The sequence below is a fragment of the Pseudomonas sp. S2_A05 genome, assembly GCF_054668485.1.
The window spans coordinates 4,308,404-4,323,599 of the sequence record NZ_CP162775.1; the positions used below are offsets into that span (position 1 = coordinate 4,308,404).

General features: G+C 63.3%; 12 protein-coding genes. 1 reads left to right on the forward strand and 11 read right to left on the reverse strand.

Annotated elements, in window-relative coordinates; all coding sequences use genetic code 11:
- Window positions 1–64: 64 nt before the first annotated feature.
- On the forward strand, window positions 65–985 hold the full coding sequence (locus AB4O12_RS19635) for a LysR family transcriptional regulator (protein ID WP_056786436.1): 921 nt from the start codon (window positions 65–67) through the stop codon (window positions 983–985).
- 197 nt (window positions 986–1,182) lie between these two features.
- On the opposite strand, the gene madM is transcribed toward AB4O12_RS19635, so the two are convergent.
- From madM to AB4O12_RS19690, 11 genes are all read right to left on the reverse strand, one after another.
- Window positions 1,183–1,947 (reverse strand): malonate transporter subunit MadM, encoded by a 765-nt coding sequence (gene madM / locus AB4O12_RS19640; RefSeq protein ID WP_041476796.1) that lies wholly within the window; start codon window positions 1,945–1,947, stop codon window positions 1,183–1,185.
- Window positions 1,948–1,952: 5 nt separating this feature from the next.
- Window positions 1,953–2,345 (reverse strand): malonate transporter subunit MadL, encoded by a 393-nt coding sequence (gene madL, locus AB4O12_RS19645; RefSeq protein ID WP_016772756.1) that lies wholly within the window; start codon window positions 2,343–2,345, stop codon window positions 1,953–1,955.
- Between the two features lie 67 nt (window positions 2,346–2,412).
- Window positions 2,413–3,333, reverse strand: a complete 921-nt coding sequence (gene mdcH, locus AB4O12_RS19650; protein WP_460059573.1) for a malonate decarboxylase subunit epsilon — start codon at window positions 3,331–3,333, stop codon at window positions 2,413–2,415.
- On the reverse strand, window positions 3,330–3,950 hold the full coding sequence (locus AB4O12_RS19655; RefSeq protein WP_252877044.1) for a malonate decarboxylase holo-ACP synthase: 621 nt from the start codon (window positions 3,948–3,950) through the stop codon (window positions 3,330–3,332). The genes mdcH and AB4O12_RS19655 overlap by 4 nt, the downstream gene beginning before the upstream one ends.
- Window positions 3,944–4,729, reverse strand: coding sequence for a biotin-independent malonate decarboxylase subunit gamma (gene mdcE, locus AB4O12_RS19660; RefSeq protein ID WP_460059575.1), 786 nt, complete (start codon window positions 4,727–4,729; stop codon window positions 3,944–3,946). Before mdcE ends, AB4O12_RS19655 begins: the two co-directional genes overlap by 7 nt.
- Entirely contained in the window at window positions 4,726–5,577 is an 852-nt protein-coding gene (locus AB4O12_RS19665; protein WP_252877046.1) for a biotin-independent malonate decarboxylase subunit beta, read from the reverse strand. Before AB4O12_RS19665 ends, mdcE begins: the two co-directional genes overlap by 4 nt.
- Window positions 5,570–5,869 carry a malonate decarboxylase subunit delta gene (locus AB4O12_RS19670; RefSeq protein ID WP_056786420.1) on the reverse strand — a complete coding sequence of 100 codons (300 nt, stop codon included), beginning with the start codon at window positions 5,867–5,869 and terminating at the stop codon, window positions 5,570–5,572. The genes AB4O12_RS19665 and AB4O12_RS19670 overlap by 8 nt, the downstream gene beginning before the upstream one ends.
- Window positions 5,869–6,726, reverse strand: a complete 858-nt coding sequence (locus AB4O12_RS19675; RefSeq protein WP_460059578.1) for a triphosphoribosyl-dephospho-CoA synthase — start codon at window positions 6,724–6,726, stop codon at window positions 5,869–5,871. Before AB4O12_RS19675 ends, AB4O12_RS19670 begins: the two co-directional genes overlap by 1 nt.
- Window positions 6,726–8,396, reverse strand: a complete 1,671-nt coding sequence (mdcA, locus tag AB4O12_RS19680) for a malonate decarboxylase subunit alpha (RefSeq protein ID WP_016772750.1) — start codon at window positions 8,394–8,396, stop codon at window positions 6,726–6,728. The genes AB4O12_RS19675 and mdcA overlap by 1 nt, the downstream gene beginning before the upstream one ends.
- Before the next feature lie 416 nt (window positions 8,397–8,812).
- Window positions 8,813–9,283 (reverse strand): chemotaxis protein CheW, encoded by a 471-nt coding sequence (locus tag AB4O12_RS19685; protein ID WP_071172230.1) that lies wholly within the window; start codon window positions 9,281–9,283, stop codon window positions 8,813–8,815.
- Complete coding sequence (locus tag AB4O12_RS19690; RefSeq protein ID WP_460059581.1) at window positions 9,276–15,185, reverse strand: Hpt domain-containing protein; 5,910 nt, start codon at window positions 15,183–15,185, stop codon at window positions 9,276–9,278. Before AB4O12_RS19690 ends, AB4O12_RS19685 begins: the two co-directional genes overlap by 8 nt.
- Window positions 15,186–15,196 lie beyond the last annotated feature (11 nt).

Below are 15,196 nucleotides of genomic sequence, written 5' to 3' on the forward strand. Positions count from 1 at the left end.
AACCTCGCCTGCGCGGCCCGCGGGAATTGGGCACAATCGGCCGATATCAAAAAGAGTCCGCGCCATGCTGATCGACGAAGAATTGACCCTGAAAAAACTCGAGGTGTTCCTCGCCTTCATGCGCACCGGCAACCTCGCCCGCGCTGCCGCCGAACTGCAGACCAGCAACGTCAGCGTGCACCGCGCCATTCACTCTTTGGAAAACGCCCTGCGCTGCCCGCTGTTCAAACACGAAGGGCGCAACCTGACGCCGCTGGAAAGCGCTTATGTGCTGGAAGAACGTGCGCAGAAGCTGATCAACGACGTCGTCGACAGCGTGCGCCTGACCCGCGAAGCCGCCGGGTTCTCCGCCGAGCGCTTCAAGCTCGGCTCGCTGTATTCGCTGACGGTGAAAACCGTGCCGCAGCTGATCATGGGCCTGAAAATCCGCCGCAGCGAACTCAACATCGACCTGATCCTCGGCTCGAACATCGACCTGCTCTACAAGCTGAAAAACATGGAAGTCGACGCGATTCTGGTGTCGCTGGACGACAGCATCAACGACCCCGATTGCGAACAGATTGCGCTGTTCTCCGACGACATCTTCCTCGCCACCCCGGCCGATTCAAAATTCGCTCAGCGCAGTGAAGTCGATCTGGCGGAAGTGCGCGATGAAACCTTCATCACCCTGACCCAGGGCTTCGCCACGCATCAGGATGGTGTGCGGGTATTCAAGCAAGCGGGGTTCGAACCGAAGGTGGCGATGCAGGTCAATGACATCTTCACCCTGCTGAGCATGGTCAGCTCAGGGGTGGGGTACGCCTTGTTGCCGGGGCGGATTGCGGCGGTGTACGAGAATCGGGTGAAGCTGATTCCGTTGCAGGAGAAGTACCGGTTGCAGCAGCACATTGGCGTGGTGTTTCTGAAGGCCAAGGAGCGTGACCCGAATTTGCTGGCGTTGCTGGCAGAGTGTCGGATGTATGCCAATCGGCAGGCTGGGGTTTAGATCAAGATCAAAATCAAGAGCTACCCCCTCACCCCAGCCCTCTCCCCAAGGGGTAGAGGGGGAAAGGGAGCAGATCGGGGGCTTTTTCAGAACCTGAGTTCGACTTAGAAATTTCAGGTCGATGTATAACGCCAAAACAACTCGGTCAGTCCCCTCTCCCTCCGGGAGAGGGTTAGGGTGAGGGCAGCTTAAATTGACTAACCCATCAACCCGCGCATCGCCAGAAACAACAGCGAAGGCCCCAGCAGACACCCGAGCGCGGTGTAGAACGCCGCCGTCAGGCAACCGTACGGCACCAGCTTCGGATCGGTGGCCGCCAGACCTCCGGCAACGCCGCTGGAGGTGCCCATCAACCCACCGAAAATCACCGCGCTGCGCGGATTGTTCAGGCCGATCATCGGTGCCACGAACGGTGTCATCACCATCACCAGAATCGCCTTGATCAGCCCCGCCGCAATCGACAGCGCCATCACCTCGGAACTGGCACCAATCGCCGCGCCGGTCACCGGGCCGACAATGTAAGTCACGGCACCCGCGCCAATGGTGGTCAGGCTCACCGCATCGGTGTAGCCGAACGCCATCGCCACGCCGACCCCGGCGACGAACGAGGTGCCAACGCCGACAAACAGCGCCAGCACACCGACGAATCCGGCGCGTTTGAGCTCATCGACACTCACCCCAAACGCCGTCGCCACAATCGCGAAATCCCGCAGCATCGCACCACCGAGCAGGCCGATGCCGGACAGCAGGGGAATATCCACCACGCCTTTTTGCCCACCGGTCAGTGCGCCGCCGATATACGACAGCACCAGCCCGAGCAGAATGGCGATCGCCGAACCGTGCAGACGGCCCTTGGTGAAAGTGTTGGACATCCAGTAGGACACCCACATGGTCAGCCCGACAATCAAAAAGCCGCTGATCAGACCGTAGCCGGTGATCACTTTCATCATTGATTCGTACATGGCGATTACCCCGCAGTCTTGGCAGGAGCAATCGGCGTCTCTTGCTTGTTGCCCATGCGCGTCAGCACCGGCACCAGGGCAAAAGCGATCACTACGGCGAGGGTGCCGGCGAGAATCGCCATCGGCCCGCCCTTCAGCGCACCGTAGACATTCTGCTGCGCGGCCATGGCGACCACGATGGGGATGTAGATCGCGCTCCAGAACTCCACGCCCTGCTCGGTCTTGCCCTTGAGCCAGCCGCTCTTGTAGAGATAGCTGCCCAGGCCGATCAACAGCAGCATCGCAATACCGACACCGCCGACATTGGCCGGCACTCCGATCAGCTTGCCGAGCAATTCACCGACCCAGATACCGACCAGCGTGCAAAAGGCGAGAAATGCCACACCGTAAATAATCATTGTTGTAGTCCTCAAAGTGCATCGTCGAATGTTGTTTTTGTTGTTCGAAGCTTGAGTCGCGGCGGTTTTAGAGTTGGCGGCCACCCTCCTCGCGCAACAGCGCTTGCAGGGTATCGAGGCGGGCACTGTCGAAGGCAGTGACGGTGCCCTGCTCGAACACCCGGCGCGCCAGCCCGGTCAGCACCGCACCGGGCGGCAGTTCGATCTGTAGACGTACGCCGCGCTCGTAGGCGCTTTGCACGGTGCCGCGCCAGTCCACCACGCGGCACATGTTGAAAGCGAGGTCGTCACGCAGCGCTTCGACTTTGCTCACAGGGCGGGCGCGGCTGCCGCTGAGATAGCCGATCCGTGGCGTTTTAAGTTCGACCCTGGCGAAGGCTTCGGCAAGCGCCTGCGCCGGTTTTTCCAGCAATGGGCAATGCGACGGCACGCTCACCGCCAGCCGTTTCGCCACTCCGGCGCCGCGACTGCGTGCCAGTTCGGCCACCGCGTGCATGGCCTTGTCGCTGCCGGCAATCACCACTTGGTTATCGGCGTTGATGTTGGCCAGATACACCGGCGCATCTTCGCTGTGCACTTGCGCCAGCAGGGTTTCGACTGTGGACAACTGCAAGCCGATGATCGCGGTCATGCCGTAGCCCTGTGGATAGGCTTGTTGCATCAGCTCACCGCGCAGACTGACCAGATGCAGCGCATCGCTGAAACTCAAGACCCCCGCCACCACCGCCGCCGGATAAGCGCCGATGGACAGGCCGGCGACGTAATCCGCAGTCAGTTCATCCTGCAATAACTGCCGCGAAGCAGCGACACCGGCGATCAGCAGGCACAGCTGAACCGCTCGTGTAGTGGGCAATGCCTCGGCTGAATCCAGCAGCGCAACATCTTCGCCCAGTACATCACTGGCCTCGACCAGCGTTTCCCTTGGCAAACGCTGGAGCATGCCCGCTTGCTGCGCGCCCTGGCCGGGAAACACCAACAGGCTGCTCACGCTGCCTGCTCCTGCGGGTTCCACGGATCCGTCACCAGACAGGCCTGATAAGCATTTTTCAGCAGCACTCGGAACGAACCGCTGGCCCATTCCCGCAACGCCACAGCGCCGAACGGCGTCTGCAATTGCATGTCGACCCGGCACACAGTTTGATCTAAAAGCGCGACCAGTTCGCGCGCCTGATCACGGCCGATCATCTGCGGCGCACGCAGAATCAGATCGAGATCACTGGCCGCATGCATTGCTCTGAAACCACTGGCCAATTCAAACCCGACACTGCCGCTGACACCCCAGACCCAACGGCAGTCATCGAGCATCGGCCGCAGTTGTTTGAGCGCCTGCATCACCGGCAGATCTCGCTCACACTCAACATGACAAAGGGCTTCGGGACTGACTCGACAGGCAATCGAATCCAGCGCCATAAATGCCGCCAGCCGTTGTTGACGCAACACACCGCGCACGCCGACCGCGACAAAACCGTCAGCACTCACCGCCCGGCGCACCACCACCGGTTGCCCGGCCGCCAGCGCCGCGACCGCCCACTGCGGCGCATCCGCCGGCAACTGCGCCGGGGTCATGCCCCAGAGCAGATCGTGGGCCAGGGGCAGGTTCACCACTGCGCCCTCAGCAGTTCGCGGACGCGGCTGGAGGCGGCACGATTACTCGCACCAAGGCGCCCTTTCAAATCAGTGCTGGCCACGTCGTTGATCGCTTGCTTGAGGCACTCACTCACGCGCGTCAGATCTTCCGCCGTCGGTTGTTCGATCTGCTGCACCGAGAGGGTTTCCCAGAGCAGGCCGAGGCTGGCGTAACTGTCGATGTCGTAGGCCATCGGCGGCACGCTCGAGGCCAGCGCTTCCAGTTCCTCGACACTGCGCAAGGTCACCCGCGCCGCCGAGGCTTTGCCCATCGCGTGGACCATCACGCCGGGGTCGCGCAGCGCGATCAGGCGATTGGCCTGATAACCATGGGCGAGAAACGCACCCGACATGGCCTTGCCCACCAGCAGCGCAATCACCGGATGGCCGGCCAAGCGTGCACGGGCATAACTGTCCGCAGCGCCGGCGAGCGCCTGATGAATGCCGAGGGCTTCTTCGCGGCGGCCATACGCCTGGCTCGGTACATCGACGATGGCGATGATCGGGCGCTTCTTCGCGTTGTCGCGGTCGGCGCTGATCGCGTCATCCACAGCCTTGGCCAGCCCCCAGCCTTCGAGCAAACCGACTTCGCCGTTTCGGGCGCGGGGGAAACGATTGTCCGGGTCGGCGACCACGGCGATAAAACGCCCGAGCTCAGCGTCGGCCGCTTTCAATGACGGCGGCAACCCTTCGACGCTTTCAGCGCCGGTGCTCAAGGCGTTGAACCAGTGCAAACCGCGCAATGAATAACCGCTCATGAGCGCACTCCTTGATACAGATCGCGAACCACCGACGGTTCGATTTGCTGGTCAGTGTTCAGCTTGCCGAGGCGTTGCAGGAACCACTCGGCGCGTTGACTGCGTGCCTGTGCCGGCAAGCCTTGCTGGAGCAATTCACCGACCTGCTGGCGAATCTGCGCCACATCATCGCCGACATAACGGTCCACTAGTCCCGTGTTGAAACGCTGTTCGCCGCCGGTCAGGCTCCAGATGAAGGGCCGGTCGCGGGAGTCGTATTCCTCGATCCCGGCTTCCTGCTCGATCACCTGCGGGCCGTTCAGGCCGAGACGTGCTTCCTGGGTCACCAGCAAATAACTGCACAGCGCCGCAGCAATCGACATGCCGCCGAAGCAACCGACGCTGCCGGCGACCACGCCGACCACCGGTTGGTATTGCTGCAGATCGACAATCGCCGCGTGAATATCGGCAATCGCCGCCAGCCCTAGATTGGCTTCCTGCAAGCGCACGCCACCGGTTTCCAGCAGCAATACCGCGCGGGTGGGGATGCCGTTGCGGTTGTCTTCGGCAGCCAGTTCCAGCGCACCGGCAATCTTCGCCCCGCCGACTTCGCCAAGGCTGCCGCCCTGAAACGCACCTTCAATCGCTGCGATGACCACCGGCAAACCGTCGAGGCTGCCCTTGGCGATGATCACGCCGTCGTCGGCTTGCGGCACCACACCTTGGCGCTCAAGCCATGGCGACATGACCCGTTGAAACGGATCAAGCAGTTCGCGAAAGGTCCCGGCGTCGAGCAAGGCTTTCGCCCGCTGCCGTGCGCCAAGTTCAACGAAACTGTGTTTGTTCAGCAACGCTGCGCTGTCAGTCATGGCCGATCTCCTCGAAACCCTGTTCCAGACGCAAGCGCACCACCCCCGGCGTCGCGCCGAAATCGTGGATATCGATGGCCATCGCCGGTGGCGTGGTGCCGTCGAACATCCGCGCAAACAGGTGCTGCCAGCGCTGCTGCGCGCCGTTGACCGAGGTCTGCACGTTGATCGTCAGCTTGCCGGCCAGACCCGGTTCGATCAGCACTTCCAGATCACCCGAGCCGACACAACCGACCAGCGCCCGCCCGCGTGGCGGCTGCCCGGCGGGGAATTCAAACGATAGGCTTTCCATCAAAACGCTCCCTGAACAATGCCGTCGCGCTCGATGCGATCGAGCAGCAGCGTGGCCGCGAGCAAGTCAGCGGCGCCACCGGGCGAGGCATTCAATGCGATGAGTTGTTGATCGAGTTCGTGCAGGCGCCGGCGACCGCTGAGGCTGGCGCTGCCGCCGGCATCGAGTACCGCTTGCGCGCCGGCCTGCATGGCGTGCAGACCGGGCTCGCCGGCGCGGTAGAGCACGCAGGTGTCGGCCAGCTCGGTCATGATCGCCAGCAACGCATCAAGCCGGGCGTTCTGTTCGCCGTGGCCGTTGGCGCGACTTTTCTGCAGTTGCGGCAGGCCGCGTTGCAGCACGGATGGGAAGCCCAGTTGCGCTTCTTCGCGAGCACCGCGTGCGCCGTAACGCTGGGCGACTTGTGCGCCGTGGCTGAGCGGTGTCGGTGCGTAGCGGTCGTCGAGCAGTGCCAGGCGTGCGGCACACAGGGCGATGGATTTCGGTTGCAGCGCGGCGGCCGTCACCAACAGCCCCAATGCCCAGATCGCACCGCGATGGGTGTTGACGCCGTTGGTGGTCACGAGCATGGCTTGCTCGCCTTCACGACCGATGCGGCCAATCGCTTCGCGCAACGGCACACCGACTTCACCGGTCTCCAGCGCGGCCTCGGCCATTTCCTTGAATGCCGGCCACAAGGCCAGCGCCGACGCGTGCATCAGGCCCAGGTGCAGATCGGTGTGTGCGCCATTGCCACGACGGTCGACCAGCGCCGGTTTCGGCGACAGATCCGCTTCGTCGATCAGCGCGTCCACCGCCAGATCGGCCAGGTGTTCAGCCAGTGACAGCGGTTTCGCTTGCAGGTTGAATGCGTGCATTACCAGCTCCTGAATTTGGCGGGCGGGTTGTACAGGCCGCCGGACCACTCGACCAGATCGGCGACGCTTTTCGCCGCGAGCAATTCGCGGGTGGCGTCGGTGCGGCGGATGCCAAGGTCTTCGGGCAAGGCGATCAGGCCTTCGCGGCGCATGCGTTCGGTGTCTTTCGGATTGTGCCGCAGGCCGATGGCGGTAACCCCGGCGACCGCTGCGATCATCGCCTGGCGTTCTTCCAGCGAGCGCGCCTTGTACAGGTAGGCGATGCCTTCTTCGGTGAGCAGGTGGGTAACGTCGTCGCCGTAGATCATGATCGGTGCCAGCGGCATGCCGCTTTTCTTCGCCACTTCCACCGCGTCGAGCGTTTCGACAAAGGTCGGTTTGCCGCCCTCCTGGAAGGTCTCGACCATTTGCACCACGAGTTTCTTGCCGCGTTCGAGCATCGGTTGCGGCCCGTCGGCGTGGCGCATGTCCAGCCACGCCGGGGTGCCGTGACGGCGGCCGCGCGGATCGTGACCCATGTTCGGCGCACCACCGAAACCGGCGAGACGGCCACGGGTCACGGTCGAGGAATGGCCGTCGCCATCGACTTGCAACGTCGCGCCGATAAACAGATCCACCGCGTACTGCCCGGCGAGTTGGCAGACCATACGGTTGGAGCGCAGCGAGCCGTCGCGGCCAGTGAAGAACACATCCGGCCGAGCGGCAATGTAGTTTTCCATGCCCAGTTCGGTGCCGAAGCAATGCACGCTCTCGACCCAGCCGCTTTCAATCGCCGGGATCAGCGTCGGGTGCGGGTTGAGCGTCCAGTTGCGGCAGATCTTGCCTTTCAAACCGAGGGATTCGCCGTAGGTCGGCAGGATCAGTTCGATGGCGGCGGTGTTGAAACCGATGCCGTGGTTGAGTGACTGCACATTGTGTTTTTCGTAGATCCCGCGAATCGCCATCATCGCCATCAGCACGTGCACAGGCTTGATGTGGCGTGGGTCGCGGGTGAACAGCGGCTCGATGTAGAACGGCTTGTCGGCCACCACGACGAAATCGACCCATGAAGCGGGAATGTCTACGCGAGGCAGCTCGCTGACGTCATCGACCAATTGGTTGACCTGAACGATAACGATGCCATCGCTGAACGCCGCCGGTTCGATCAGTGCCGGGGTATCTTCGGTGCTCGGGCCGGTGTAGATGTTGCCGGCGCGGTCGGCCATGAAGCCGGCCGAGAGCACAACGTTGGGGATCAGGTCCACGACGAGGCGGGCGTAGAGTTCGATGTACGTGTGAATGGCGCCGACTTCGAGCAAGCCATCTTCGAGCAACTGGCTGATGCGCAGGCTCTGGGTGCCGGCGAAGGAGAAATCGAGCTTGCGGGCAATGCCACGTTCGAACAGATCAAGGTGCTCGGAGCGGCCGACGCTGGGCATGATCATGTGCAGATCGTGGAGCTTGGCCGGGTCGGCCTTGGCCAGCGAACGCGAGAGGAAATCCGCCTGCTTCTGGTTGTTGCCCTCCAGCACCACACGGTCGCCGGGATGGATCAGCGCTTCGAGCGCGGCGACGATCTTGTCGCTGGGCAACACCGCGCCATCGGCGAGCCCGCGCACCTTGTCGAGCCGGCGCTGCTTCTCGTCACGCCGCCGCGTCCAGCGCGAGTCGGGGGAAATTGTTGTTGTCATGCTCACTCCACGGGGTTCGCTGTCGTGGAGCCAAGTTAGGCGTGTGCGGTGAGGGCATCAATCAAGCTGGGCGGTGAATCATTACGCTGAGCGTAACGTTCAAAAGCTACCCTCACCCTAGCCCTCTCCCGGAGGGAGAGGGAACCGATTGGGGGATGCTTGGGAATGACGCTGACCTGAGCCCGTTGTAGTGAATCCATAATCGACTCGGTCATTCAGGTCGATGTAGGACGCGAGACACCTCGGTCGGCTCCCTCTCCCTTTGGGAGAGGGCTGGGGTGAGGGGCTTTTGATCGTTCCCACGCTCTCCGTGGGAATGCCTCCACGGACGCTCCGCGTTCGGCTCTTGATGGGACGCGGAGCGTCCCGGGCTGCATTCCCACGCGGAGCGTGGGAATGATCAGTCAAGCCTTGGATCAGCGGGCCAATCCCGCATCCACCAGTAACTGCTCCAGCCCCAACAAATCCGGCACCTTCGCCACCTGCTCGCCGACCTGCACCGCCGCCTGCTCCAGCGCACACAACGGCACATCGACATAACTCAACTGACTGTCCAGCTTGTACGACCGAGGAATCCCCTGCACCAACAGGGCGATGAATCTCAGCTCGGGCAAGCCGCCCAGCGCATTCAGGATGACGATCCGCGCCCGTTCGCCGATGACGATTTTCTGCCCGCAGGCCGATTCGAAACTGATCAGCGGAATCTGCCGCTCGCGCCACGTTACCCGCCCCAGGTACCACGGCGGCGTGTCGAGATCGAAGGCGCTGGCCTGGTAATCGATCAGCTCGGCAATGGCGACATTGGGCAGGATCAGGTTGCGATCGGCCAGCGGCAGCAGCAGCCCGGTGAGCTGGCTGGTGCGCGGGTTGTGCCGGTGCTCATGCATGTTTCTTGCTCCACTGGGCGATGCTCTCCAGCAACACCGATTCCTGATACGGCTTGCCGAGGTAGTCGTTGACGCCGATGGCCATGGCGCGGTCGCGGTGTTTCTGCCCGGTACGCGAGGTAATCATGATGATCGGCAGATGTTGCAGGCGTTCGTCGGCGCGCACCTGGGTGGCGACTTCGAAGCCGTCCATGCGCGGCATTTCGATGTCGAGCAGCATCAGGTCGGGCAAGTGCTCTTCGAGCAGCAGCATCGCATCGACACCGTCCTTGGCGGTCAGCACGTTCATGCCGTGACGCTCGAGCAAACGGCTGGTGACCTTGCGCACCGTCACCGAGTCATCGACGACCATGATCAGCAGCGGCTTGTGCGGTTCGCTGTCGATGTCCGTGCGCGCCGGCTCTTGCGCCAGGCGCGCCTGCATCGCGCGGATCGGTGCGAGCAGATCCAGAATCAGCACCACCCGGCCGTCGCCGAGAATCGTCGCCCCCGACACGCCCTGCACCGCCGCGAACTGCGGGCCGAGGCTCTTGACCACGATCTCGCGAGTGCCGGCCATGGCGTCGACCAGCACGGCAATGTGGCGGTCGTTGCAATGCACCAGCAGCACCGGCAACGGCAGGTTCTGCCCGAGCAGTTTTGGCCGTGGCGCAGTCTTCAACAGCTCGCCGAGATAGCACAGCTCATACCGCTGGCCGCCGTATTGATAACTCGGTGGATCGTGACGGAAATGCCCTTCCAGATCATTCGGCAACACACGCACGATGCCTTCGATGGTGTTCAGCGGAATCGCGTACTGATCCTCGCCGCACTGCACCATCAGCGCGCGGTTGACCGACACGGTGAACGGCAGGCGAATGCGGAAATGCACGCCCTGCCCCGGCACCGAATCGATACTCATGCTGCCGCCGAGCTGACGCACCTCTTCGTGGACTACGTCCATGCCGACGCCACGCCCGGAAATCTGGGTGATCTTTTCCGCCGTGGAGAAACCCGGCTGGAGGATGAACTGCAACACGTCGCGGTCGCTGATCTCGGCGTCGGGCGCCAGCAAGCCGCGTTTGATCGCCTTGCGCCGCACGGCTTCCAGCGGCACCCCGGCGCCGTCGTCGCGGATGTCGAAAACGATGTCACCGCCTTCGCGGGACAGATCAAGGGTGATCTGCCCTTGCGCCGGTTTGCCTGCCGCCAGCCGCACATCGGCGGGTTCGAGGCCATGGTCGACGGCGTTGCGCAGCATGTGTTCCAGCGGCGCGGCCATGCGTTCCAGCACATTGCGATCCATCTCGCCATCGGCATTGCCGACGACAAAAGCGACATCCTTGCCCAGCTCTTCGGCGACCTGACGAACGATGCGTTTCAGACGCGGCACCATGCGTTCGAACGGCACCATGCGCGTGCGCATCAGGCCTTCCTGCAATTCGGTGTTGATCCGCCCCTGTTGCTGCAACAGGTTCTCCGCATCGTGATTGCGGCGGTCGAGGGTTTCCTTGAGGTCGAGCAGGTCCGAGGCGGATTCGAACAGCGCCCGCGACAATTGCTGCAACTGCGAATGGCGATCCATTTCCAGCGGATCGAAGTCTTCATAACCGAGGCGTTCGCCATCGACTTGCTGGCGGCTGAGAATGCGCCCCTGGGTTTCGGTGTCGAGGCGGCGCAACTGATCGCGCATACGCTCGATGGTGGTTTCCATCTCGTTGAGGGCAATCTGCGCATCGTTGACCTGCTGCTCGATCCGTCCACGAAAGATCGAGGTTTCCCCGGCCAGATTGACCAGCTCATCGAGCAGTTCGGACGAGACCTTGACCATGTCCGCGCCAGCATCGGCGCTCGGCGGCGCGGCCTCGGGCTTGATGACTGGAGCCGGCGCTGGCGGCGCTTCAACCTGCACCGGGTGACTGAAATTCTGGATCGCATTGATCAGCCGATCGGCCGGTGGGCACGGCTGCCCGGCGCGCACACCATCGAGCATTTGCGCCAGTCGGTCATGGCCGCGCTGCACCAGCGCGAACAGTTCGGCGGACGGTTGCAGCACACCGCTAGAGAGACTTTCGTAGAGAAATTCCAGCTCATGGGCGAGGTCGCCGATCGGGCCGATTTCGACCATCCGCGCACCACCCTTGAGGGTGTGCAGATCGCGCAGCAGGGTTTCGATTTCCTGACGGTTGCCCGGCTCGGCCTGCCAGCGCAACAGCGCGGCGCCGGAGCTTTCGATGATGTCGAAACCTTCTTCGAGGAAGATCTCCAGCAACTCTGGATCATGCCCGGCGTTGTCATGTTCGACCGCTGCGTGGGCAGATTCGCTGGCGGCCTGGCCCTGACGCAACTGACGGATCGCGTCGATCAGATCTTGCGCCGGGGTCAGCGCTTGATGCGCTTGCAGTTGCTCCAGCATCAGCGCCAAACGCTCATGACTGTGCTGCAACAGACCTTCGAGCGCGGTGCTGTGGTTGTAGCGTCGATCGACCAGCCCTTCGTAGAGGTTTTCCAGTTCCTGGGCGAGGTCGCCGATGACCTCGACCTCGGCCATGCGCGCGCCGCCCTTCAGCGTGTGCAAGTCGCGCTGCAATGACGACAGCGGCGCGGCGTTGTCCGGATCCTTGCGCCAGCGCTGCAAGGCTTGCCCGGCGCTGTCGAGAATGTCCACCGCCTCTTCGAGGAAGATTTCGACGATCTCGTCGTCAGGCTCGAGGGCGGCAACCGATTGCTGCAATTGCGCGGTGGCGCTGCCCAGTTCGCGAATATCCAGGGTGCGACTGCCGTCGCTGCGGATCAGGCCCATCGCCGCCGGGTCGAGGCCTTCGTCGAGCAGTTCCTGCAAGGCACGAATCCGCTCCGGTTGCGCGGTGATTTCCTGGCCGGCAGCGAGCTCGTCGAGCATGTTGATCAGCGCTTCGTGGGCCAGTTGCGCTTCGTGGAAAAACCGCTCGCTGACCGCCAGGCTGCTTTCTTCCACCGCGCCATACAGGTCGAGCAAGGCTTCGCAGAGGCCATCGACCGCCAGCAGATCGGCAAGGTGCGCGCCTTCGCCGAGGGTGGTCAGTTCATCGAGCAGGGCGCTGAGTTCCTGGCGCTCGCCGGGGTGTTGCTGCCAGCGCTGCAAGAGGTTTTCGGCGTCGAGGAGGATGTCCATGCCCTGGGCGAGGAAGTTGTTGATCAGTTGCGGATCGCGCTTGAGGCGCAGGCCGCTGTCAGCGCCATCGGAGCTGGCTTGCAGGCGCTCGGCGAGCAGCGCCTCGGTGCGTTTGATCAGCGACTGCGCACCGACAATCGGCGCCAGCGGATCGTGTTTGAGCTGACGCAGGCCGACGCGGAACAAGCCCTCGGCTTCGAGCAGCAATTCGACCTCGTCCAGATCCAGCGGCAACTGATGCGCCTTGAACTCGCGGGCCAGTTGATCCAGTGAAGCCGCCAGTTCGGCCATCGGCAATACGCCGGCCATCGAGGCACTGCCCTTGAGCGTGTGCAGCGCCCGTTGCAGCTCGTCGCTGGCCGGTAACGGCACCTGTTCGGCGGCCTGATCGAGGAAACGGTTGAGGCTGGCGAGGTGGGTTTCGGCTTCTTTGCGGAAGATTTCCAGCAGCAGCGGATCAAGCGCGGCGACATCATCGGTATCTTCGGCTGCCAGCGGCTCATCGCCTTTGGCCAACGCGTGGGCGCGGGCGGCGAGTTGGTCGACATCGTTGCGTTGGCGCTGGCGCTGGGTGGCGAATTCGTTGATCAGCTCGGGCAGCAGCAACAGCGTGTCGCCGAGCAATTGGCGCAGCACTGCCCCGGGTTCGACGCTTTGTTCGAGCACGCGGTTGAGCAGGTTTTCCACCGCCCAGGCCAGTTCGCCAAGGACCAACGCGCGGACCATGCGCCCGCTGCCCTTCAAGGTATGGAAGGCCCGACGCAGTTCGGTCAGCGCGGCGCGGTCCTGGGGATTGGCGGTCCAGCGCGGCAGGTATTCGTGGAGGACCGCGAGGACTTCGTCGGTCTCTTCGAGGAACACTTCGCGCAGCTCATCGTCGACCGGTTCTTCATCCGCTGGCGGCGGCATCAGGCTGTCGGGGCTGTTGCGCGCCGGCGGGTTGAGCGCCGACAGCGGGCTGGCCAGCACCTCGGCCAGCGACTGCACGACGTCAGGGTCGTCGAGGGTTTGCAGATCCTGCATGAGCTGCGCTTCGCTGGGGCTGAGCACCTCATCGAGCAACGGCACTTGCGCTTCGCCGGGCTGCTCGTTAGCGAAGAAGCCGAGGCTGGCGAGGCTGTTTTGCGCGACATCGAGCAGATGCTCGGCGGGCGCCTGCGGGTCGTCGCTCAGGCGTTCGAGGTAATACTCCAGGCTGCTGATCACATCGGCCAGATGATCGAGTTGTTCCCAGCCCGGTTCGTGGGCATCGAGCATCAAATGCTCGCGAATGAAACCGTTGCAGGCCTCGACCAGACTCGCCGCGCGGGCCAGCGGAATCATCGCCAGCGCGCCGCGCACCTGCGTCAGCAGTTCGGGCAGCGGTTGCAGATGCTGGCGGTCCCAATCGGCGTCGATGTAATCGACGATCATGTCCTTGGCCTGTTGCAGGCAGATGCGCGCTTCCTTGATCACGATCTGATGGATCTGCGTCAGGTCGGTGGTCGGCAGGCGCGCGTCTTCGGCGCTTTGCGTCTCCACCGTGCCGACCATGCCGGCCAGCGTCGCTTCGACGTAGAGCAAGGCCCCGGCGACGTCCATGAGGATCGCGTCGTTCGGTTCGCGCTGGCCTTGGGCGAGGCTGAGCACCACTGCCAGTTGGTCGATGATGACTTTGCGCGGCTGGCCGAAACCAAGCACCGCGAGGGTGTCGGCAATCTGCCGCAGCGGCGCGAGCAGGCTGTCCAGATCCGAGGCGTGCTGGCGGTCACTGCGCACGAACAGATCGAGGCGCTCCTTGACCCGCACCAGCTCTTCGCACAGCGCCGCCAGCACCGAGCGCATGGCATCGCGGTCGGGGCCGGCGAGGCGTGCGCGTTCTTCATCGACCATCGCGCTGTCGGGCAACGCGTCGTCCAGGGAGTAGTGATCTTTCATGGTCAGCATCTGCCCGGTGGGATGTTCGGCTTTGGCAATATAGAACAACAGGCTTTTCAGCAGCTCGGCCGGCGCCGGTTGATTGAGCCCGACGACGCCTTGCTCGAGCAGGCGCTTGAGCTCTTGGTCGGCGTCCTTGAACAGGCTGCGCAGCGCCGGACTGTTGGCGATGACGCCCTCGCGCATGCCCTCGACCAATGCCGAGGCGATTTGCCACAAAGGGCTCAACGGCGCGTCGCCGCTCAGCGCTTCGAGACGGCTGAAGACTTTGGCCAGATAGCCAAGGTGCGTCTGGTCGTCCTGTTCGCGCAGCAGACCGACCAGAGCCATTTGCAGCATCTGCCGCAGTTTGCGCAGCACGTTCGGCAGATCGGGCGGTTCCAGCTCGGCGAGTGCCCCGTCGCCGAGCGGCGCCAGCTCGGGCAGTGGCGGGCTGAACAGGCTGGTTTCCGCCAGCAGGCTTTCACCACGGGCGCTGCGCAGATCGTTGATCAGCGGCAACACCACCAGCGGCAGGTCGCGGCGGGCGCTCTGCACGCGGTCAAGGTAAAGCGGCAGTTGCCCCAGGGCTTGCAGCAGCAGGTGCAAGGCCTCGTCGCGGTGCGGTACACGATCATGTTGCAGGGCTTCGACCAAGTGCTCCATTTCTTCGGCCAGTAACGCTGCGCCGTAGAACTCGACCATTTGCAGACTGCCGTGGACCTGATGAATGTAGGCCAGGCACTCGTCCAGACCGGGAAAGGCCTGCGGATCGTCGAGCACGGCCTCGATCGCCTGATGCGCCAGCTTCAGCGTTTCGGCAATTTCGCCCTTGACCCATTCCAGGGCCACGTAGTCGTGCCGATCACCCATAACCACTCCAC

Coding starts and splice junctions, on each gene's coding strand:
- AB4O12_RS19670 (WP_056786420.1), bottom strand. CDS start 5,869: ATGGAAAGCCTATCGTTTGAATTCCCCGCCGGGCAGCCGCCACGCGGG.
- mdcA (WP_016772750.1), bottom strand. CDS start 8,396: ATGACAACAACAATTTCCCCCGACTCGCGCTGGACGCGGCGGCGTGAC.
- AB4O12_RS19690 (WP_460059581.1), bottom strand. CDS start 15,185: ATGGGTGATCGGCACGACTACGTGGCCCTGGAATGGGTCAAGGGCGAA.
- AB4O12_RS19685 (WP_071172230.1), bottom strand. CDS start 9,283: ATGCATGAGCACCGGCACAACCCGCGCACCAGCCAGCTCACCGGGCTG.
- AB4O12_RS19635 (WP_056786436.1), top strand. CDS start 65: ATGCTGATCGACGAAGAATTGACCCTGAAAAAACTCGAGGTGTTCCTC.
- madM (WP_041476796.1), bottom strand. CDS start 1,947: ATGTACGAATCAATGATGAAAGTGATCACCGGCTACGGTCTGATCAGC.
- mdcE (WP_460059575.1), bottom strand. CDS start 4,729: ATGAGCGGTTATTCATTGCGCGGTTTGCACTGGTTCAACGCCTTGAGC.
- AB4O12_RS19675 (WP_460059578.1), bottom strand. CDS start 6,726: ATGCACGCATTCAACCTGCAAGCGAAACCGCTGTCACTGGCTGAACAC.
- AB4O12_RS19665 (WP_252877046.1), bottom strand. CDS start 5,577: ATGACTGACAGCGCAGCGTTGCTGAACAAACACAGTTTCGTTGAACTT.
- madL (WP_016772756.1), bottom strand. CDS start 2,345: ATGATTATTTACGGTGTGGCATTTCTCGCCTTTTGCACGCTGGTCGGT.